The organism is Variovorax fucosicus, from assembly GCF_030316825.1.
Taxonomy (GTDB): Bacteria; Pseudomonadota; Gammaproteobacteria; order Burkholderiales; family Burkholderiaceae_C; genus Variovorax; species Variovorax fucosicus.
This window is the reverse complement of the sequence record NZ_JASZYU010000001.1, coordinates 232472-251926: the sequence shown is the minus strand read 5'-3', so window position 1 is coordinate 251926 and position 19455 is coordinate 232472. Positions and strand designations below refer to the sequence as shown.

Annotated in this window: 18 protein-coding genes; 10 read left to right on the top strand and 8 right to left on the bottom strand. The window is 67.8% G+C overall.

Translation table 11 applies throughout. From position 1 onward, the window contains the following. Positions 1-11: 11 nt before the first annotated feature. From QTI05_RS01205 to QTI05_RS01165, 9 genes are all read left to right on the top strand, one after another. Positions 12-836: a MetQ/NlpA family ABC transporter substrate-binding protein gene (locus QTI05_RS01205; protein WP_286542569.1), complete on the top strand. Its 825-nt coding sequence runs from the start codon at positions 12-14 to the stop codon at positions 834-836. Positions 837-1008: 172 nt separating this feature from the next. Next, complete coding sequence (gene msuE, locus QTI05_RS01200; RefSeq protein WP_286542570.1) at positions 1009-1602, top strand: FMN reductase; 594 nt, start codon at positions 1009-1011, stop codon at positions 1600-1602. 35 nt (positions 1603-1637) lie between these two features. Next, positions 1638-2774, top strand: coding sequence for a dimethylsulfone monooxygenase SfnG (gene sfnG / locus QTI05_RS01195; protein WP_286542571.1), 1137 nt, complete (start codon positions 1638-1640; stop codon positions 2772-2774). 52 nt (positions 2775-2826) lie between these two features. Next, a complete protein-coding gene (locus QTI05_RS01190) occupies positions 2827-3729 on the top strand; it encodes an ABC transporter ATP-binding protein (RefSeq protein ID WP_286542572.1) in 903 nt (300 codons plus the stop codon). After that, the gene (locus QTI05_RS01185) at positions 3729-4625 is read left to right on the top strand and encodes a branched-chain amino acid ABC transporter permease (RefSeq protein ID WP_286542573.1); all 897 of its coding nucleotides are present in this window, start codon (positions 3729-3731) and stop codon (positions 4623-4625) included. Before QTI05_RS01190 ends, QTI05_RS01185 begins: the two co-directional genes overlap by 1 nt. A 321-nt stretch (positions 4626-4946) precedes the next feature. After that, a complete protein-coding gene (locus tag QTI05_RS01180) occupies positions 4947-5948 on the top strand; it encodes a branched-chain amino acid ABC transporter permease (protein WP_286542574.1) in 1002 nt (333 codons plus the stop codon). Between the two features lie 57 nt (positions 5949-6005). Next, complete coding sequence (locus QTI05_RS01175; RefSeq protein ID WP_286542575.1) at positions 6006-7328, top strand: ABC transporter substrate-binding protein; 1323 nt, start codon at positions 6006-6008, stop codon at positions 7326-7328. A 10-nt stretch (positions 7329-7338) separates the two neighbouring features. Continuing rightward, positions 7339-8598 carry an SfnB family sulfur acquisition oxidoreductase gene (locus tag QTI05_RS01170; RefSeq protein WP_286542576.1) on the top strand — a complete coding sequence of 420 codons (1260 nt, stop codon included), beginning with the start codon at positions 7339-7341 and terminating at the stop codon, positions 8596-8598. A 1-nt stretch (position 8599) separates the two neighbouring features. Beyond that, on the top strand, positions 8600-9376 hold the full coding sequence (locus tag QTI05_RS01165) for an ABC transporter ATP-binding protein (RefSeq protein WP_286542578.1): 777 nt from the start codon (positions 8600-8602) through the stop codon (positions 9374-9376). A gap of 8 nt (positions 9377-9384) precedes the next feature. Here the strand turns inward: QTI05_RS01165 and QTI05_RS01160 are convergent, their stop codons facing one another. Continuing rightward, positions 9385-10350: a tripartite tricarboxylate transporter substrate binding protein gene (locus tag QTI05_RS01160; RefSeq protein ID WP_286543600.1), complete on the bottom strand. Its 966-nt coding sequence runs from the start codon at positions 10348-10350 to the stop codon at positions 9385-9387. A 189-nt stretch (positions 10351-10539) separates the two neighbouring features. Here QTI05_RS01160 and QTI05_RS01155 point away from each other — a divergent pair, with 189 nt between their 5' ends. Then, on the top strand, positions 10540-12756 hold the full coding sequence (locus QTI05_RS01155) for a rhodanese-like domain-containing protein (RefSeq protein ID WP_286622605.1): 2217 nt from the start codon (positions 10540-10542) through the stop codon (positions 12754-12756). Positions 12757-12762: 6 nt separating this feature from the next. Here QTI05_RS01155 and metC read toward each other — a convergent pair whose 3' ends face one another. Genes metC through QTI05_RS01120 form a run of 7 tightly spaced genes read right to left on the bottom strand, consistent with a single transcriptional unit; the run spans position 12763 to position 19157 of the window. Beyond that, positions 12763-13962 carry a cystathionine beta-lyase gene (gene metC, locus QTI05_RS01150; RefSeq protein ID WP_286542583.1) on the bottom strand — a complete coding sequence of 400 codons (1200 nt, stop codon included), beginning with the start codon at positions 13960-13962 and terminating at the stop codon, positions 12763-12765. Then, positions 13959-14597, bottom strand: coding sequence for a cysteine dioxygenase family protein (locus QTI05_RS01145; protein ID WP_286622604.1), 639 nt, complete (start codon positions 14595-14597; stop codon positions 13959-13961). Before QTI05_RS01145 ends, metC begins: the two co-directional genes overlap by 4 nt. 33 nt (positions 14598-14630) lie before the next feature. Continuing rightward, a complete protein-coding gene (locus QTI05_RS01140) occupies positions 14631-15503 on the bottom strand; it encodes an amino acid ABC transporter ATP-binding protein (protein WP_286542587.1) in 873 nt (290 codons plus the stop codon). Then, on the bottom strand, positions 15490-16317 hold the full coding sequence (locus tag QTI05_RS01135) for an amino acid ABC transporter permease (protein ID WP_286542588.1): 828 nt from the start codon (positions 16315-16317) through the stop codon (positions 15490-15492). Before QTI05_RS01135 ends, QTI05_RS01140 begins: the two co-directional genes overlap by 14 nt. Next, a complete protein-coding gene (locus QTI05_RS01130) occupies positions 16307-17050 on the bottom strand; it encodes an amino acid ABC transporter permease (protein ID WP_286542589.1) in 744 nt (247 codons plus the stop codon). Before QTI05_RS01130 ends, QTI05_RS01135 begins: the two co-directional genes overlap by 11 nt. Then, positions 17047-18321, bottom strand: a complete 1275-nt coding sequence (locus QTI05_RS01125) for an aminotransferase class I/II-fold pyridoxal phosphate-dependent enzyme (protein ID WP_286542591.1) — start codon at positions 18319-18321, stop codon at positions 17047-17049. Before QTI05_RS01125 ends, QTI05_RS01130 begins: the two co-directional genes overlap by 4 nt. An 11-nt stretch (positions 18322-18332) precedes the next feature. After that, positions 18333-19157, bottom strand: a complete 825-nt coding sequence (locus QTI05_RS01120) for a transporter substrate-binding domain-containing protein (protein ID WP_286542593.1) — start codon at positions 19155-19157, stop codon at positions 18333-18335. Between the last annotated feature and the right edge of the window lie 298 nt (positions 19158-19455).

The window sequence follows — 19455 nt, the reverse complement described above, 5'->3', positions numbered from 1 at the left end:
TTCGCCATCCCATGAAAACCGTTTTGCTTCGCCGTTCCGTTCTCGCACTTTCGCTGGTGGCCCTTTCCTTCGGCGCCTTGCCGCTGCAAGCCGGCGCACAGGCCGCGAAGAAAGAACTCGTCATCGGCGGCACCGCCGGCTCCAACATCGACCAGCTCAAGCAGGGCATCGTTCCGATCCTCGAGAAGAAGGGCTACAAGGTGAAGCTGGTCGAGTTCAACGACTACGTGCAGCCCAACCTGGCGCTGGCGCAAGGATCGCTCGACGCCAACTTCTTCCAGCACATCGTCTACCTGAAGAAGTTCACCGCCGACCAGAAGCTCGACCTCGTCGAACTGGTGCAGGGCCCGATCGCGCCGCTCGGCGTCTACTCGACCCAGCGCAAGACGCTGGCCGAAGCGAGGGAGGGCGACCGCTTCACGCTGCCCAACGACCCGAGCAACCTGGCCCGCGCCCTGGTGCTGCTGGAGCAGAACAGGCTGGTCACTTTGAAGGCGGGCATCGATCCGATCCGTGCCTCGGAAAAGGACATCGACCAGAACCCGCGCAAGCTCAGGTTCATCCCGCTCGAGGCGGCGCAGCTGCCGCGTTCGCTGGGCGACACCGAGTACGCGATCATCAACGGCAACTTCGCCATCTCGTCCGGCCTGAAGCTGACCGAAGCGGTGGCCCTCGAGAAGACGCCGGACCATTACCTCAATGTGGTGGCCGTCAAGCGCGCCGACAAGGACTCGCCATGGGCGAAGGATCTGGTCGAGGCCTACCGCTCCAAGGCGTTCCAGGCCGTGGTCGACAGCAAGTTCCAGGGCTACGCGAAGCCCACGTTCCTTCAGTAGTCGACCGCCGAACCCGATCCATAGAACAAAACCGGCTCAGCGTATGCGGATTCCGTGCTTCGCTTCCTGCGCGGATGCCTGAAGAATCGCGGCTCCCGCCTTCGAGGGTGAGTGTCTCCTCGTCGTCCCCGGTGCGAATCCATCGCAGCTTCCAAACAGAGGTCCTATCAACATGAGTCGAAAACTGAAAGTGGTTGCCGTGTCCGGCAGCCTGCAACGTCCCTCGCGCACGCTGGTGCTGATCGATCAACTGCTGGCTGCGCTCGGCGACGAGATTTCCATCGACGCGCGCGTGATCTCGCTCGGCGAGATCGGCCCGCAGTTTGCCGGCGTGCTGTACCGCAACCAGTTGCCAGCCGCCGTTGAAGAGAGCATTGCGGCCATCGAGTCGGCCGACCTGTTGCTGGTGGCGAGCCCTGTCTATCGGGGTTCGTACACAGGTCTTTTCAAGCACCTGTTCGACTTCGTTCATCACGAAGCGCTGACGGACAAGCCCGTACTGCTCGCGGCCACCGGCGGCAGCGACCGCCATGCGCTGGTCATCGACCACCAGTTGCGCCCGCTTTTCAGCTTCTTCCAGGCGCGCACGCTGCCCATCGGCGTCTACGCGGTCGAGAAGGATTTCGAGGGCTACGAGATCGCCAACCCCGCGCTGCGCGAACGCATCGCACTCGCCGTGGCGCGCGCCGTGCCGCAACTGCGCGATGCCTCGCCGGCCGCCGTCCCCGCCATCCGCAAGCCGGCGCCCGTGGCGCTCGTCGCCTGAAGCCCGATCGACCGTTCACAGACAGGAACCTTTTCATGAGCCAACCGTCTTCCACCCCAGCCCCCGTCAAGTTCGCGTACTGGGTGCCCAACGTCAGCGGCGGCCTCGTGGTCAGCACCATCGAGCAGCGCACCGACTGGAGCCTCGAGTACAACCAGCGCCTTGCGCTCGCGGCCGAGAAGGCCGGCTTCGAATACGCGCTGAGCCAGATCCGCTTTACCGCCGGCTATGGCGCCGAGTACCAGCACGAGTCGGTGTCCTTCAGCCAGGCGTTGCTGCATGCGACAACCAAGCTCAAGGTGCTGGCCGCGATCCTGCCCGGCCCGTGGAACCCGGCCGTGGTGGCCAAGCAGATCGCCACCATCGACCACATCTCCAACGGCCGCATTGCCATCAACGTGGTGAGCGGCTGGTTCAAGGGCGAGTTCCAGGCCATCGGCGAGCCGTGGCTGGAGCATGACGAGCGCTACCGCCGCTCCAACGAATTCATCCGCGCGCTCAAGGGCATCTGGACGCAGGACAACTTCACCTTCAAGGGCGACTTCTACCGCTTCACCGACTACACGCTGAGCCCGAAGCCGTTGCAGAAGCCCCACCCCGAGATCTTCCAGGGCGGCAGCTCGCGCGCCGCGCGCGACAACGCGGCCAGCGTGTCGGACTGGTACTTCACCAACGGCAACACGACCGAGAACCTGAAGACCCAGATCGACGACATCCAGGCCAAGGCGGCAGGGAACGGCCACACGGTGCGTATCGGCGTGAACGCCTTCGTCATCGCCCGCGACACCGAAGAAGAAGCGAAGGCGGTGCTGGCCGACATCATCAAGCACGCGCACGTCGAGGCGGTTCATGCTTTTGGCGATGCGGTCAAGCAGGCCGGCAAGGCATCGCCCGAAGGAGAGGGCAACTGGGCCAAGTCCACCTTCGAGGATCTCGTTCAGTACAACGACGGCTTTCGCACCAATCTGATCGGCACGCCGCAGCAGATAGCAGAGCGCATCGTGGCACTCAAGGCCATCGGCGTCGACCTGATCCTGACGGGCTTCCTGCACTTCATCGAAGAGGTGGAGTATTTCGGCGAGAAGGTGTTGCCACTGGTGCGCAAGCTCGAGGCCGAACAGGCCGCGCATGCAGGCCGCCCGACTCAGCCAGTGCTGGAAGCCGTGGCATGAGCCGCCGGGCCGCCCCAAGGCGAATACCGCAGCCGAAGGCGGAGGTTTTCCAATGAACCTCGCGATGCCCGATCTTTTCTTCGAGGCGGGGCCGGTCTCGCTCGGTGTCGATCCGGTGGCCTTCGTGCCAGCGGGTCGCACGGCGCCGGCCGGGGAAGATACCGCGACCGCAGCCGTGCTGCGGCTGGAGGGCATCGACCTGTCCTTCGGTGGCGTCACCGCGCTGTCGGGCGTCAACCTCTCGATCGCCAAGGGAGAGATCCGCGCCATCATCGGCCCCAACGGCGCCGGCAAGAGCTCCCTGGTCAACGTCATCAGCGGGCTGTACCGGCCCGACCGCGGGCACGTGTGGATCGGCGGCCGCGGCTTTCGCCACGTGCCGACCGCGCGGCTGGCGCGGCTGGGCGTTGCACGCACCTTCCAGAACCTGGCGCTCTTCAAGGGCTTGAGCGTGCGCGACAACATCGTGCTCGGCCGCGTCGATGCGGCGCGCTCCACCTTCATCGAGCAATTGATCGGCCTGGGCCGCGCGCGCCGCGAACGCGGCGATGCCCGCGCACGGGCCGACGCGATCATCGGTTTCCTGGGGCTGGGCGCCGTGAGCGAGCGGCTGGCCGGCACGTTGGCCTATGGTCTGCAGAAGCGCGTCGAGCTGGCGCGCGCACTGGTCGCCTCGCCGCAATTGCTGCTGCTCGACGAGCCGATGGCCGGCATGACGGTGACCGAGAAGAGCGAGATGGCGCATTTCGTGCGCGCCGCACGCGACGAGTTCGGCACCACCATCCTGCTGATCGAGCATGACATCGGCGTGGTGCTTGGCCTGTCGGATCGTGTGGCCGTGCTCGACTACGGCCGCAAGATCGCCGACGGCACACCTGCCGAAGTGCGCAACGACCCGGTGGTGATCGACGCCTATCTGGGCGTGGCGCATGACGCCGCCGAGGGTCGGGCCTGATGGACGGCTCCGACCTCAGCTTCTTCGCCGAGGTGCTTATCGGCGGCCTGCTCTCCGGCGTGATGTATTCGCTCGTGGCGATCGGCTTCGTGCTGATCTACAAGACCTCGGGCGTGCTCAATTTCGCGCAAGGCGCACAGTTGCTGTTCGCGGCGCTCACCTTCGTGAGCCTGGTCGAGCGCGGCGTGCCTTTCGCGCTCGCACTGGCGCTGACCTTCGCGCTGATGGTGCTGCTGGGCCTTGCCATCGAGCGCACGGTGCTGCGGCCGCTGGTGAACCAGCCGCCGATCACGCTTTTCATGGCGACCCTCGGGCTGTCGTATGTGATCGAGGGCGTCGCGCAACTGTTGTGGGGTACGCAGGTGCATGCGCTGGAGCTCGGCATCGCGGACGAGCCGTTGCAGTTCTTCGGCATCATGGTTTCGACCTTCGACCTGTTCGCTGCCGCGACGGCGGGCGTGATGGTGGCAGCGCTCTCGGCGTTCTTCCGCTACACCCGCGTGGGCCTCGCGTTCCGCGCGGTGGCGGACGATACCTATGCCGCCATCGCCGTCGGCCTGCGCCTGCCGCGCATCTGGGCCACGGTGTGGGCCGCGGCGGGGGTCATCGCACTGGTGGCCGGGCTGCTGTGGGGGGCGAGGCTGGGCGTGCAGTTCTCGCTCTCGCTGGTCGTGCTCAAGGCCTTGCCCGTGCTGGTGCTGGGCGGGTTCGATTCGATCCTCGGTGCGATCGTTGGCGGTCTGGTGATCGGCGCGCTCGAGAAACTGGCCGAGGTCTACATCGGGCCCTTCGTGGGCGGCGGTATCGAGAGCTGGTTTGCCTATGTGGCGGCGCTGGCGTTCCTGTTGATCCGGCCGAGCGGGCTGTTCGGGCAGAAGCTCGTGGAGAGGGCCTGACATGGCGACTCTTGAGACGAGTCATTCGGGGCGCGATCACGTCGACGGGGTACCTTGCTCCGCGAATGTCCCCCGGCCTGCGGCCTCCTCCTTTATTTCGCTGCGCAAGGCACCCCATCGACGCGATCGTTTTGAGCAGCAGTCGTTGATTGGCAAGCACAAGAGCCGCGCTCACCGTGCGCAGGGCATCGGGTGCTCCCCGCAGCGAAATAAAGGAGGAGGCGAAGCCGGGGGACATTCGCGGAGGGGAGTACCCGATGCCCTGTGCACGCGCCCCGAAAAAACCCACCCTGCAACACAACGTGCGCCGGAGCCAGCAGCATGAAGCTCACCTCAAGACCCGGCTTCGCTTCACTGGCAGTGCTGGCAGTTGCCTTCGGCGTCGTACCTTTCGTCGCGTCCGGCTATGTGTTCGACGCGCTGCTGATCCCGTTCCTCGCGCTGTCGCTCGCGGCGGTAGGGCTCAACCTGCTGACGGGATACGCAGGCCAGCTCTCATTGGGCACCGCTGCTTTCATGGCGGTCGGCGCTTTCGCGGCCTACAACTTCAACCTGCGCGTCGAGGGGCTGCCGCTGCTGGTGAGCATCGGGCTCGCGGGACTGGCCGCCACCGTTGTCGGCCTGGTGTTCGGTCTGCCGAGCTTGCGGCTGCGCGGCTTCTATCTCGCGGTGTCGACGCTCGCGGCACAGTTCTTCGTGCAATGGGCGCTGACCAAGTTCGGCTGGTTCAGCAACAACAACGCCTCGGGCGTGATCGATGCGCCGGCGCTCGAGGTGGCGGGCATCGCATTCGACACACCGGTGGGGCGCTACATCTTCTCGCTGAGCGTCGTGACGGTGCTCACCGCACTGGCCTGGCGCCTCGTTCGCACGCAGACCGGCCACCACTTCATCGCCGTGCGCGACAACGAACTGGCTGCGCGCGTGATCGGCGTGCCGGTGCTGCGCACCAAGCTGCTGGCCTTTGCGGTGTCGTCCTTCATCGTCGGCGTGGCGGGCGTGCTCTGGGGCTTTGTCTATCTGCGCACGGTGGAGCCGGCGGGCTTCAACCTCGACCGCTCGTTCCAGATCCTGTTCATCGTGATCATCGGCGGGCTCGCGACGATCCGCGGGGCCTTCCTCGGCGCTGCGCTGATCGTGGTGTTTCCGCTGCTGCTCTCGCGCGTCGGCAGCTTCCTCTTCGGCGGCTGGTTCGATTCGGGCGTGCTCGACATGAGCCAGCGCATCGTGCTGGGCGCACTGATCATTTTCTTTCTCGCCGTGGAGCCACAGGGCCTGGTCGCCCTCTGGGATCGCGCGCGAAAGCGGCTCACCCCGGCCTGAGCGAACGCGTCTTCCTTTTTCTTCCCCTCCCTTCGCATCCAAAGAGTCTTCATCACCATGTCAATCATCAAGAACCTCCGAACCGCGGCCCTGGCCGCCACCCTGTCCGTGGCCGGGCTGCAATTCGCGCATGCCGATGGCAATGAACAGTTCTTCCCGCTGCAAAGCTATCGCGTAGGCCCCTACGCGGCAGGCGGAACCGGTTTCTTCGGCGGCTTCATCGACTACCTGAACCTCATCAACACGCGCGATGGCGGCGTGGGCGGCGTCAAGCTGACCTGGGAAGAGGGCGAGACGCAGTACGAGGTGGAGCGCGGCGTGGAGGTGTACGAACGCCTCAAGCAACGCCCCGGCATCGCGACCTGGAACCCGCTGTCGGTCGGCATCGCCTACGCGCTGATCGACCGCGTGACAGCCGACAAGGTGCCGCTGCTCACCATCAACCACGGCCGCACCGACACCACCGACGGCCGCGTTTTCAAATACATCTTCCCGCTGCTGCTCAACCCGTACAGCGAGACCTCCGGCATCGTGAACTACATCGCGGGCAAGGAGGGCGGCGCCGACAAGCTCAAGGGCAAGAAGATCGTGGTGCTGTACCACGGCTCGCCCTACGGCAAGGAGACCATCCCGATCTATGAATTGCTTGCGAAGAAGTACGGCTTCACGCTGCAGCAGATCGAGGTGCCGCACCCGGGCAACGAGCAGCAGTCGCAGTGGCTCACCATCCGCCGCACCAAGCCCGACTACGTGGTGCTGCGGGGTTGGGGCGTGATGAACCCGGTGGCGCTCAAGACGGCGCAGAAGACCGGTTTTCCGGTCGATCACATCGTGGGCAACGTCTGGTCCAACTCCGAGGAAGACGTGATCCCTGCCGGCGATGCAGCCAAGGGCTACGTGGCCATTACCACCGTGGCGGCCGGCGCGCAGTACCCGGTGCTGCAGGAGATCACGAAGACTGTCTACGGCGCGGGCAAGGGCAACCTGCAGGACCCCAAGCGCATCGGCAGCGTCTATCACAACCTCGGCGTGCTCAACGGCATCCTGAACGTGGAGGCCATCCGCATCGCACAGGCGAAGTTCGGCAAGCGCACGCTCACCGGCGACGAAGTTCGCTGGGGCCTGGAGAACCTGAAGATCGACGAGGCGCGCGCCGCCGCGCTCGGCGCCAAGGGGCTGTTCCATTCGATCAACGTGACATGGGACAACCATGAAGGCGACGGCCGCGTGGCCTTCCAGCAGTGGGACGGCAGCAAGTGGAACGTGGTGTCCGACTGGATCGCGCCGGACTGGAAGCTGCTGCGGCCGATCATCGAGAAGTCTTCGCTGGCCTATGCGAAAGAGAAAAACGTCAAGGTGCGCAAGAGCATCGAAGAGTAGGAGATTTTTGATGTCCGCTGTTCTCGAACCCTCCGTATCCGCACCAGCCGCCGCGAACGATGCCGTGCCGGGCCTGCCGTTGTCCGCCAAGCCGGCGCATGTGATCCGCGACGACGCCGAAGCCATCGCCGTGGCGCACGCGCTGGCTGCAAAGCTGATCGTCGGCGCTTCCGAGCGCGACCGCCTGCGCCGCTGGCCGGTCGAGGAGATCGACGCCTATTCGCAAAGCGGCCTCTGGGCCATCAACGTGCCCAGGGCCTTCGGCGGTGCGGAGGTGTCGTACGCGACGCTGGCCGAGGTGATCGCGATCATCTCTGCGGCCGACCCCTCGCTCGGGCAGATCACGCAGAACCACCTGGGCTTCGTGGCCGCGGTGCGCACGGTGTCGGACGCAGCGCAGCAGAAGCTGTTCTTCGCCGACTTCCTGCGCGGCGTGCGCTGGGGCAATGCGTTCTCGGAGTCGGGCTCCAGGCGCGCGGCCGACTTCGAGACGCGCTTCACCGACGCGGGCGACCACGTCGTGGTCACAGGCAAGAAGTTCTATTCGACAGGCGCATTGCTCGCGCATTACGTGCCGATCGTGGCCAACGACGAGCAGGGCAACACCTGGTACGTGGTGGCCGACCGCAATGCGCCGGGCCTCACGGTGATCGACGACTGGTCGGCCTTCGGCCAGCGCACCACGCTCAGCGGAACGGTGGTGATCGATCGCGTGAAGGTGCCGAAGACGCACCTGATCCCGGCCTTCAAGGGTTACGACACGCCCTCGGCCGATGGCGCGATCTTCCAGATCATCCAGGCGGCGGTCGACGTGGGCATTGCGCGCGGCACCATCGCGGAGACGGTCGACTTCATCCGCACCAAGACGCGCCCGTGGATCGACAGCCAGCGCGACCATGCGTGGGAAGACCCGTACTCGATCCAGGCGGTGGGCGATCTGCAGATTCGCCTGCATGCGAGCGAGGCCTTGCTGGAGCGCGCCGGCCGCGCCATCGACAGCGCAGTGGCGGCCCCCGGTGCCGACAGCGTGGCGGCGGCGCAGATCGCGACGGCGGAGGCCAAGGTGCTTTCGACCGAGATCGCGCTCCTGGCGACCAACAAGCTCTTCGAGCTGGCGGGCACGCGCTCGACGCTGGGCCAGTACAACCTCGACCGCCACTGGCGCAACGCACGCACGCACACGCTGCACGATCCGGTGCGCTGGAAGTACGCGATCGTGGGCAACTACTACCTCAATGACGTCAAGCCGCCGTTTCACGCGTGGAGCTAAGGTGACGGCACCCTTGTTGCGCATCGAGGCCGTTGAGGCGTCGTACCAGCGCTCGATCGTCGCGCTGCACGGCGTGAGCCTCGAGGTTCGCGCTGGCGAGATCCATGCGTTGCTGGGTGCCAATGGAGCTGGCAAGTCGACCACGCTGAAGGCGGTGTCGAACCTGCTGCCGGCCGAGCGCGGTCAGGTCACGTCGGGGCGCATCGTTTTCGACGGGCAGGACGTGGGGCGCGCCAACCCGGCCGACCTGGTCCGGCGCGGCCTGGTTCAGGTGCTCGAAGGCCGCCACTGCTTTCGCACACTGACGCTGGAAGAGAACCTGCTGACCGGCGGGCTCGGCCGGAGCGCGCGGCGCTCGGAGGTCGCCGAAGACCTCGCGCGCGTCTACGAGATATTCCCGCGCCTGAAGGACAAGCGCCGCACGCTCGCAGGCCTGAGCTCGGGCGGCGAGCAGCAGATGGCGGCCATCGGCCGCGCGCTGATGTCGCGGCCCCGGCTGCTGGTGCTCGACGAACCCTCGATGGGCCTCGCGCCGCTCGTGGTGCGCGACATCTTCGAACAACTGCGCAGGCTCAACCGCGAGGCCGGGCTTTCGATCCTCGTTGCGGAGCAAAACTCCACCGTGGCGTTGCAGTACGCCGACCACGCAACCGTGCTCGATGCCGGCATGGCGGTGCTTGGCGGCGATGCGCAGGCCTTGCGCCAGCGCGCCGACATCCAGTCTTTCTATTTCGGCGAAGGCGTCGCCGCCGGGGCTGTTTCCGAAGCCGTGGCCTGACGCCGGCCTCAGCGCAGGGTGATGCCTGCGGTCTGGATGGCGCTGGCGTAGCGCAAGCGCTCGGTGGCGAGCGTGCGGGCCAGGTCGGAGGGCGTGCCGCCGACGACCTTGAAGCCCATGTCCTCGAGCTTGGCCCGGGTCTCGGGCGCGGAGATCACGGCCTGGATGTCGCGGTTGATCTTCGCCACCACCGCGCCCGGTGTGCCGGCGGGCGCGAAGTACCCCTGCCAGCTCTCGACCGCAAAGCCGGGCAGGCCGGCTTCGGCCATGGTCGGCACGTCGGGCAGCGCGCTCGACCGGTAGGCGGTGGTCACCGCCAGCGCGCGCAGCTTGCCGGCGCGCACATGGTCGGTCACCGCGGCCAGCGTGATCAGCGTGGCGTCCACGTGGCCGGCGAGCACGTCGAGCGTGGCCGGGCCGCCGCCGGAGTAGGGGATGTAGTTCACCTGCGCGCCGGTGTCTTGCGCGATCATTTCGTGCGCCACGTGGGCAATGCCGCCGTTGCCAGGCAGGCCGAGGCTGATCGATTGCGGCTGCGCCTTGGCACGCGCCAGGTAGCCGCGGAAGTCGTTGATGCCGGTCTTCGGGTTCACCACGAGGATCTGCGGATTCACCACCGCCTTGATCACGGGGGCGAAGGCTTTCTGTCCGTCGTAGGGAAGGCGGTTGAAAAGAATGGCGTTGAGCGTCAGCCCTTCGCCCTGTTGCAGCAGCGTGTAGCCGTCGGCCGGCGCCTTCGCCACGCGCGCGGCGCCGATGGTGCCGCTGGCGCCGGCCAGGTTCTCGACCACCACCGATTGGCCCCAGCGTTCGGCCAGGCGCTCCGCAATGAGCCGCGTGAGCTTGTCGGCGCTGCCGCCGGCGGCCACGGGCACCACGATGTGCACCGGTTTCGAGGGAAATCCGGCTGCTTCGTCGGCAGCGGAACGGGCGAGGGGGTGGAGCGCGGCAAAGGCCAGGGCGCCCAGCAGCATGGCACGGCGAGGTGCACGGGGTGCGTTCGCAAGGAGGATTGTTTGCATCAGGGGCGCAATCTAGGTGCGCTGAAGCACCGGGCCAACGAAGCAAATCGGATATCCGAAGAAGAAAAACTTCGTTGGAGAGGCGGGGCCTGTTGCGTACCCTGAGCGCAGCCTTGCCTTCCTCTTTCCCCGAAAGTCCCCATGAGCCTTACCGAACTTCCCGTCGAAGCCGCAGGGAACGACATTGCCAGCGCCCGTGCGCGCGCCATCGATGCGTTTCTGGCCCAGGCTCGAGGCCTGCTGCGCCGCGGCACCACCCACGATGCCCTGCAAGCTGTGGCCGATGCACTGATCCGGCTCGGCCAGCGCCATGCGCTGTTTCCGGCCGCGCACTTTCCCGTCGACGCGCAGCGTCCCGCGCAGGTCTACCGGCTCGCCGAGGATGCCGATGGCGGTTTTGCGCTGTACCTTTCGGCCGGCCTCGCAGGCAAGGCCCAGCCGCCGCACGACCACAGCACCTGGGCGGTGATCGCCGGCGTGGAGGGAAACGAACGCAACGTGGTCTATCGCCGCAGGAAGACGGCCGACCCGGCGCGCGACGCGCTGGAGCACCAGCGCACCGTCGACGTGGCCGCCGGCAGCGCGGTGGTGCTGTCGCCCACCGACGTGCACACCATCGAACTCGTCGATGGCCATGACGGTCGCCACCTGCATTTCTACGGCCGGGCGCTCGAGTTGCTCGACCGGCGCGTGGTGTTCGAAGGCACGGAGGGCGGCAGCTACCGCCACTTCGCGCCGCCGAAGAACATCCGCCATCCGGCCATCACGCCGCAGGCGCTGAAGGCTGCGCTGTCCGATGGCGAGGAAATCGCGCTGCTCGACGTGCGCGAGACCGGCGTCTTCGTGCGCAGCCACATCCTGCTGGCGGCCTCGGCGCCGTCGTGGCGGCTGGAAATCCAGATCGACCGACTGGTGCCGCGCCGCAGCACCCGCATCGTGCTGGCCGACGCTGACGAGTCGCTTGCGCACCAGGCTGCCGCCAAGCTCGTGCGCCTCGGCTGGCGAAACGTATCCGTGCTTTCCGGCGGAACCGAGGGGTGGGCCGCTGCAGGCTACGAGCTCTTCAGCGGCAGCAACGTGCCCAGCAAGGCCTTCGGCGAGGTCATCGAGCACCGCAAGCACACCCCCTGGATCTCGGTCGACGAGCTGCACCAGCGCGTGGAGCGCGGCGACGACATCGTGGTGGTCGACAGCCGCACGCCGGAGGAGTTTGCCGACTTCAGCCTGCCGTTCGCCCACAGCCTGCCGGGTGCCGAGCTGGTCTACCGCATCCAGGAACTCGCGCCGCGGCCCGAGACGCTGGTGGTGGTCAATTGCGCCGGCCGCACGCGCAGCATCGTGGGCGCGCAGACGCTCATCGACGCGGGCATTCCCAACCCGGTGGTCTCGCTCAAGGACGGCACCATGGCCTGGCTGCTGGCGGACCGCAAGCTCGCCCGCGGCCGCGCGGCACCGCTACCCGAGCCTGGGGAGCGCACCCGGCAGGATGCTCGCGCCCGTGCCGAGGATGTGGCGGCGCGCGCCGGCGTGCGCCGCATCGACGCAGCCACCTTCGCGCTCCTGGAGGCCGAGTCCGAAGAACGCTCGCTCTACCGCTTCGACGTGCGCACCCGCCAGGAATACGAAGCCGGGCACCTCGAAGGCTGGCGCTGGGCGCCCGGCGGCCAGCTGGTACAGGCCACCGACGAATACGTGGGCACCCGCCGTGCCCGCATCGTGCTGGTCGACTGGGATGGCGTGCGTGCGCTCACCACCGGCGCGTGGCTCGCGCAACTCGGCGGCCACGAGGTGTTCGTGCTCTCGCCTGCGGCCTTGCCCGTGCTGGTGCTCGGCCCCGAAGCCGTGCGCGTGCTGCCGCTGCGCGCGCCCGCACCGGTGATTGCGCCGCGCGAAACCGCCGCCGCCCTCGAAGCGGGCACCGTATTGGTCTTCGACGTGGAGCGCCGCGCGGCCTACGAGCGCCAGCACGTCGCGGGCGCGCGCTTCGCGGTGCCCGACCGTCTGCAGGAATTCATCGCTGACGTTCCTGCGTCGCAACTCATCGTGCTGACTTCGTCGGACGGCGTGCTCGCGCGCGTCGTGGCGGCAGAGCTGGGCGCACGCACCGGCCGCGAGGTTCGCGCGCTGGCAGGCGGCACACAGGCCTGGGTTGCCGCGCGCCTGCCCACCGGCCACGGCGCCGACAACGTGCTGACCGGCGATGACGACCATTGGTACAGCCCGTACGCGCATGCCGACCTCGCCCGGCGCGATGCCGGCTTCAGGCAGTACCTGGACTGGGAAATCGGCCTGGTGGCCCAGCTCGAACGCGAAGGCGACGTGGGCATCCGCCTGGTCGAGCCGGCAGGGTCGTCGTAGGAGGCGTCAGCGCGCCGGCAGGGCGGCGGCGAAGGCCTGCGCCAGGTCGGCGACAAGGTCTTGCGGGTCTTCGAGCCCGATGTGCAGCCGCACCACAGGCGCATCACCAGACCATTGCCGGTGCTCGCGCAGGCGCTCGGGCTGGGCGACCAGCGCCAGGCTTTCGTAGCCGCCCCACGAGGCGCCGATGCCGAAGAGCCTGAGCGCATCGACGAAGGCGTCGGCAGCGGCCGGCGTGGCGTTGCCGAACGCGAAGGACACGAGGCCGCTCGCACCGCTGAAGTCGCGCTTCCACAGCGCATGGCCCGGGTCGCCGGGCAGTGCCGGATAGAACACGCGCGCCACCTGCGGCTGCTGTTGCAGGAACCCGGCCACTTCGGTGGCATTGCGCTGGTGCTGAGCCAGGCGCACCGGCAGCGTGCGCAGGCCGCGCAGCGCGAGGTAGGCGTCGTCGGCGCCGATGGTCAGGCCCAGCGCCTCGTAGGCGGTCGAGAGCTTGTCGGCAAGTGCCGGGCTGTCGACCACCACGATGCCCTGCATCAGGTCGGAATGGCCCGCGATGTACTTGGTGGCGGCCTGGATCGAGATGTTGGCGCCCAGCGCAAGCGGCTGATAGAACCAGCCGCCGCTCCAGGTGTTGTCGGTTGCCACGGTCACGCCGCGGTCGCGCGCAATGGCCGACAGCGCGGGCAGATCCAGCACTTCGTAAAGCAACGAGCTCGGCGATTCGAGGTACAGCAGGCGCGTGTTCGGCCGCAGCCTGCTGGCCAGGTCGTCGTGCGTGGGGGAGAAATACTCGACCGTGATGCCCAGGCGCTGCAGCAGCGTGCTGTCGACGCGGCGCAGCGGTGCATACACGCCGTCGGCCACCAATGCATGGTCGCCGGGCGAAAGCAGCGCGAGCAGGATCAGCGTGATGGCCGAGAGGCCCGAAGGCGTGAGGAAGGCGCGGTGTCCGCCTTCGAGGCCCAGTACCGCGTCTTCCAGGGCGCGGTGCGTGTCGAGCCCGTGCCGGCCGTACGAGGCCACGCGCTCGCCGGCCGCGCGGCGGTGGTGGTGGTCGGCGTGGGCGGCGGTGTTCTCGAAACGCACGGTGCTGGTCCGCACCACGGGCACGTTGACTGGGCCCGCACCATTGCGCAATGTGGGTGCACCCGCATGCAGCAGTTGCGTGGCGGGGCGAAGGCCCGCCGTCGGGGTACTCATGCCGCTGCCTTGCTGGGCTTGAGCTGCGTGGCGTTGTAGTTCACGACCGCGCCGGTCTCCAGGTTCACGCCGATGCGTTGCGACAGGGTTTCGAGTGGGCGGCCGTACAGATGGAAGTGCAGCGTGGGCCGGTCGCCGACCACGTGGATGCTGTGCAGGTCGTCGGGCAGGAAGGCGATCGACGTGCCGGGCTGCACCGTCACTTCGCGTTCGAGTTCCAGCCGGGCCACGGCGGGGTCGCTGCCGTCGTCGGTGCGGCGGTAGATGCGGTTCTCTTCCTGGCCTTCGACCGCCACGATGGTGGCCCAGGTCGTGTGGTTGTGCGGAATCGAGGTCTTGCCCGGGTTGATGGAGTTCAGGTAGAGCGCCACGTCGTCGTCGCCGTCCCCGGGGTTCAGTCGGTAGCGCGTGGCGGCGCCCACGCCTTCGCTGGCGGCGGGCGGCGGAAAGTCGGCGCGGGTGAACAGCCCGCCGTGGCTCGCGAGCTGCTCGAGGCGGGCCGTGATGCGCGCGAGCACCGCACGGTCGAAGGGCTGCACGCTCGCGATGCCGCGGATATCGGCGAGGGCCTGTTCGACGGCGACGCGGCGTTGGGCGGCCAGGGCGGTGCCGGATGTGTTGTGGGTTGTGGTCATGGCGCGGGGTGTGGTGTGGTGAGGAACGGGGGGTCAGAGTGCGAAGCGCAACCGCCCGAAGTGCAGCGCTTCGGGAACGGGGGCGGGTCGGGCAGGGAGCGTGCGCGGGCCTTCGCCCAGCGCGCGATGCAGAAAGGCGCGGGTGCGCTCGCTTTCAGGTCGGCCGAAGATGTGCGGCGCCGGGCCGTGCTCGACGATGACGCCGGCCTCGGTGAAATACACCTGGTCGCTGATCTCTTCGGCAAAGCGCATCTCGTGCGTCACCAGCACGCAGGTCAGGCCCTCCTGCACCAGGTCGCGGATCACGGTCAGCACCTCGCCCACGGTCTCGGGGTCGAGGGCGGAGGTCACCTCGTCGAACAGGATCAGCTCGGGCTGCATCGCCAGCGCCCGCGCGATCGCGACGCGCTGCTGCTGCCCGCCCGAAAGCTCGCCGGGATAGGCCGCTTCCTTGTGCAAAAGCCGCACCTTGTCGAGCAGCGCGCGCGCCTCGCGCTCGGCTGCGGCGCGGTCGCGACCGGCCACCCGCGTGGGCGCGATCACCAGGTTCTCCAGCACGGTGAGGTGCGGGAACAGGTTGTACTGCTGGAACACGAAGCCCACGCGCTTGCGCAGCGCGATCAGCTCGGCCTCCGAGCGCAGCGTGTCCACCTGGGTGGCGCCCACGCGGATCGCGCCGTGCTGCGGCCGCAGCAGGCCGGTGATGCAGCGCAGGATGGTCGACTTGCCCGAGCCCGAGGGGCCGATGATGGACACGGCCTCGCCGCGCCGCACTTCGAGGTCGATGCCCTTGAGAACCTCGTTGGCGCCGAAGCGCAGATGCACGTCGCGCAGCGCGACCAGAGGCACCTCCTGCGTGGCGGTCGTCGGGGCCGTGGCGGAGATGGAAGTATCAGTGGCGGTCATGGCGACGCTCCAGCGCGCGGGTGGCGCGCGCGATCGGATAGCAGTAGGCGAAGAAAAGGCCCAGCAGCGTGAAGTAGACAAGTATGGTGAAGTCGGTGCGCGCCACCGTGTTGCTGGCGATCTGCGCCGTGTCGACCACGTCGTGCACGCCCACCAGCGAGGCCAGCGCCGTGCTCATGGTGATGCTGGCGTAGAGATTCATCCACGGCGGCAACATGCGGCGCAGGCACTGCGGCAGCACGATGAGGCGGAAGATCTCGCCGCGCCTGAAGGCCAGCGACTGCGCGGCCTCCCATTGCGCGCTCGGGATCGACTGGATCGCGCCACGGAAGATTTCCGCCACGTTCGCGCTGGCCGGCAGCGCCAGGCCCAGCACGACCTTGATCCAGTCGGGGAAGGGAAATGTCCACGACACCAGGTGCAGCTCGAACGGAAAAACGTAGGTCGTGAAATAGATCAGCACCAGCACCGGCGCATTGCGGAAGACCTGCACGTACCAGCGCGTGGCGACGCGCAGCACCCGCAGCGGCGAAAGAGACAGCGCGCCGACCACCAGCCCGGCCAGCGTGCCCAGCGCCATCGCGAGCACGCTGATCTCGACGTTGGCCAGCAGGCCACGCAGCAAGGTGGGCAGCCATTTCCAGAGATGGACGAAGGCGGTGGGCGTGCTGCCCGTGCCGACCCAGAAAGCCACGAGCGCCAAGGCCGCCCATCCGGCAAGCGCCCAGGGCCGACGCCATGCGGGCGCGCCGGCGTCAGGGGCGAGGGCAAGGCCGGAGGCGCTGCCCTGGGGAAGTGCGATCTCACTGGCCATAGCCGGGCATCCTCAGTCGTTCCTCGAGCCAGCGGCCCGCCAGGCTCACGAGCCAGGTCAGCAGGCCGAAGAAGATCAGGATCAGCAACAGCAGTTCGAGCACGTTGTCGCGCTGCGTCCAGATCATGATGGATTCGTAGGTCACGTCGCCCACCGCGATGGCCGAGGCCACGGCGGTCATCTTGACCAGGTCGACCAGGTTGTTGACCAGCGAAGGCAGCGCGAAGCGCAGGGCCAGCGGCAGCTCCACGCGCGACAGCAGCTGGCGCTGCGAGAAGCCCAGCGAGCGCGCGGCCTCCAGCGTGACGCGCGGCACGGCCTCGATGCCCGCGCGCAGCGCCTCGGCATGGAACACGCCCTTGTGCAGCGACACCACGATCACCACCCACACGAAGGGCGTGAGCGGATTGCCGCCGGGCAGCTTCACGTGCTGCGTGATCAGCATGTTGAGCACGAGGAACGCGCAGTACAGCTGCACCAGCGTGGGCGTGTTGCGCGTGACCTCGACGAAGGCGCGCGCCGGCTGCACCAGCCAGGCACGGCCCGAGGTCAGCGCCGCCGCGATCAGCACGCCGGCCGCGAGGCTGCAGGGAATGGTCAGCAGGCACAGCTGCAGCGTGACGCCCAGGCCGCGCAGGAAGGCACTGCGCTCGCCCACGTCGAGCACGAAGGCGTAGTTCAGGCCCACCGTCTTGAGGATGGCTACGGCCTGCGCGAGCAGCGCTTCGCTCATCCGGCGGCCTCCAGTGCGGTGGGCGCGAGCGCCACGCTGTCGCCGGGGCGCAGCGCATCAACCGCGCGTGCGATGCGACCGACCGCATCGGCCAACACCGCGTCGCTGGCGGCGATCGACAGGCGGAAGTAGGGCGAGAGTCCGTACGACGGGCCGTCCACGGCCGCCACACCCTCGGCTTCGAGCAGCCAGTCGACCACCTCGGTGTCGCTTGCGATCGGCCGGCCGTCGGGCCGCACGCGGCCGATCAGCGCGCCGCAGTTCACGTAGACGAAGAAGGCGCCTTCCGGTGCCAGCACCGAAATGCCGGGCACTGCGTTCAGCGCCGTGCTCACGAACGCTGCGCGCCGGGCGTAGGCTGTGCGTGCCTCGCTCACGAAGCGCTGGTCCGGCGACTGCAGCGCCGCCTCGGTCGCGGCCTGGCCGATCGCATTGGGGCCGGAGGACACCTGCGACTGGATCACCACCATCGCGCGCACCAGCGCCTCGGGCCCTGCGCCCCAGCCGATGCGCCAGCCGGTCATGGCGTAGGTCTTCGATGCGCCGTTGACCAGCAGCGTGCGCTCCCGCAGGTCGGGTGCCACGTGCAGCAGATGCGCGGGCGGCGCGGCGCCGAACCAGATGTGCTCGTAGATCTCGTCCCACAGCACCTGAACGCGCGGATGGCGGCGCAGCACCTCGGCCAGCGCGGCGAGCTCGTCGGCCGTGTACACAGCGCCGGTCGGGTTGCTGGGCGAATTGAGAATGAGCCAGCGCGTGCGCGGCGTGATGACCGCTTCGAGAGCCTGTGGCGTGAGCTTGAAGCCGCTGGCCTCGTCGCTCGCCACGATGACCGGCGTGCCGTCGTTCACCCGCACGATGTCGGGGAAGGAGGGCCAGTAGGGCGCGGGCACGATGACCTCGTCGCCCGCATCGACCGTGGCCGCCAACGCCTCGAAGATCACCTGCTTCGCACCGTTGGCAACCACGATCTGCGAGACGGTGTAGTCGAGGGCGTTCTCGCGGCGGTACTTGGCGCTGATGGCCTGGCGCAGCCGCAGCGTGCCAGGCGTGGCCGTGTACTTGGTTTCACCGCGCGCCAGTGCCGCCACGGCCGCCTGCTTGATCGGCTCGGGCGTGTCGAAGTCGGGCTCGCCGGAAGTCAGCGTGAGCACGTCGCGCCCCTGGGCCGCGAGCGCCGCCGCACGCCCGCTGGCCGCGGCATTGGCCGAGAGCTTGACGCGCTGGGCGCGCCGTGAAAGGGCGAAGGCGGCGGAAGGCGGTGTCGGCATCGCAGGATTGTTCAGGGCGTCTTGCTGAACTTGTCCTTGAGCTGGTGCAGCAAGGGCGTGGGCGTCATGCCGTTCTTTTTTTCGACCTCGATCAGCCAGCCTGTGCGGTGCCAGTTCTGCACGATGCGGTCGAGCGCCGACTGGACGTCGGTCTCGCCCTTGCGTATCCAGATGACCGAAGGCGATGGAATCAGGTCGGTCGGCGAGACGATCTCGTGGTTCTTCCAGTCGGCGTTGTCGGCCACGAGCTCGCGCAGCGTCGGGCTCACATGCACGGCCGCGACGCAGTTGCCGCCCTTGAGCGCCAGCAGCGATTCGGGCTGGCCGCGGAAGGCCTTGATCTGCGCGCCGTACTGTTCGGCCAGCGGTTTGGTGAAGTTGCTGCCCTGCGAGACGCAGACCGGTTTGCCCTTCAGGTCTTCCCACTTCGCGATGCCACTGCCTTTGGGTGCGATGGCGGCGCCGCCGACTTCCTCGAAGGGCGTGGGCACGAACGACAGGATCTCGCTGCGCTCCTGCGTCCACTGCATGTTGGCGATCAGGAGGTCGACCTTGCCCTGCTGCAGGAACTGGACGCGGTTGGACGGCTGCACCTGCACGGTTTCGAGCCCGACCCCGAGGCCCTTGGCCACGCCTTCGGCCAGCTCGACGTTGTAGCCGATGGGCTTCTGCGTGGCGGGGTCGAGGGTGCCGAAAGGTGGGCCGGAAAGGATCACGCCGACCACGACCTTGCCGCGCTGCCTGATCTTGTCGAGCGTGGCATCGGCATGGGCCGTGCCGGCGCCTGCCGCCAGGAGAAAGGCGGACAGCAAGGGAACGAAGAAGCGTGGCGTCATGGCGTTGAATCAGGAAAGGAAGTTCGGCGGTGCTGTCGGTGGTTGCTCGGAGCCTGCATGTGATCTGCGTGTGGAGGGGTTGAGGTGTTCTGTTCGGGGCGTGCTCACGCCGACGGGGTACCTTGCTCCGCGAATGTCCCCCGGCCTTCGGCCTCCTCCTTTATTTCGCTGCGCAAGGCACCCCATCGACGTGATCAATCAGAGCGGTCGTTCATCGGCCAGCACTACAGCCGCGCCTCTCGTGCACAGGGCATCGGGTGCTCCCCGCAGCGAAATAAAGGAGGAGCCGAAGGAGGGG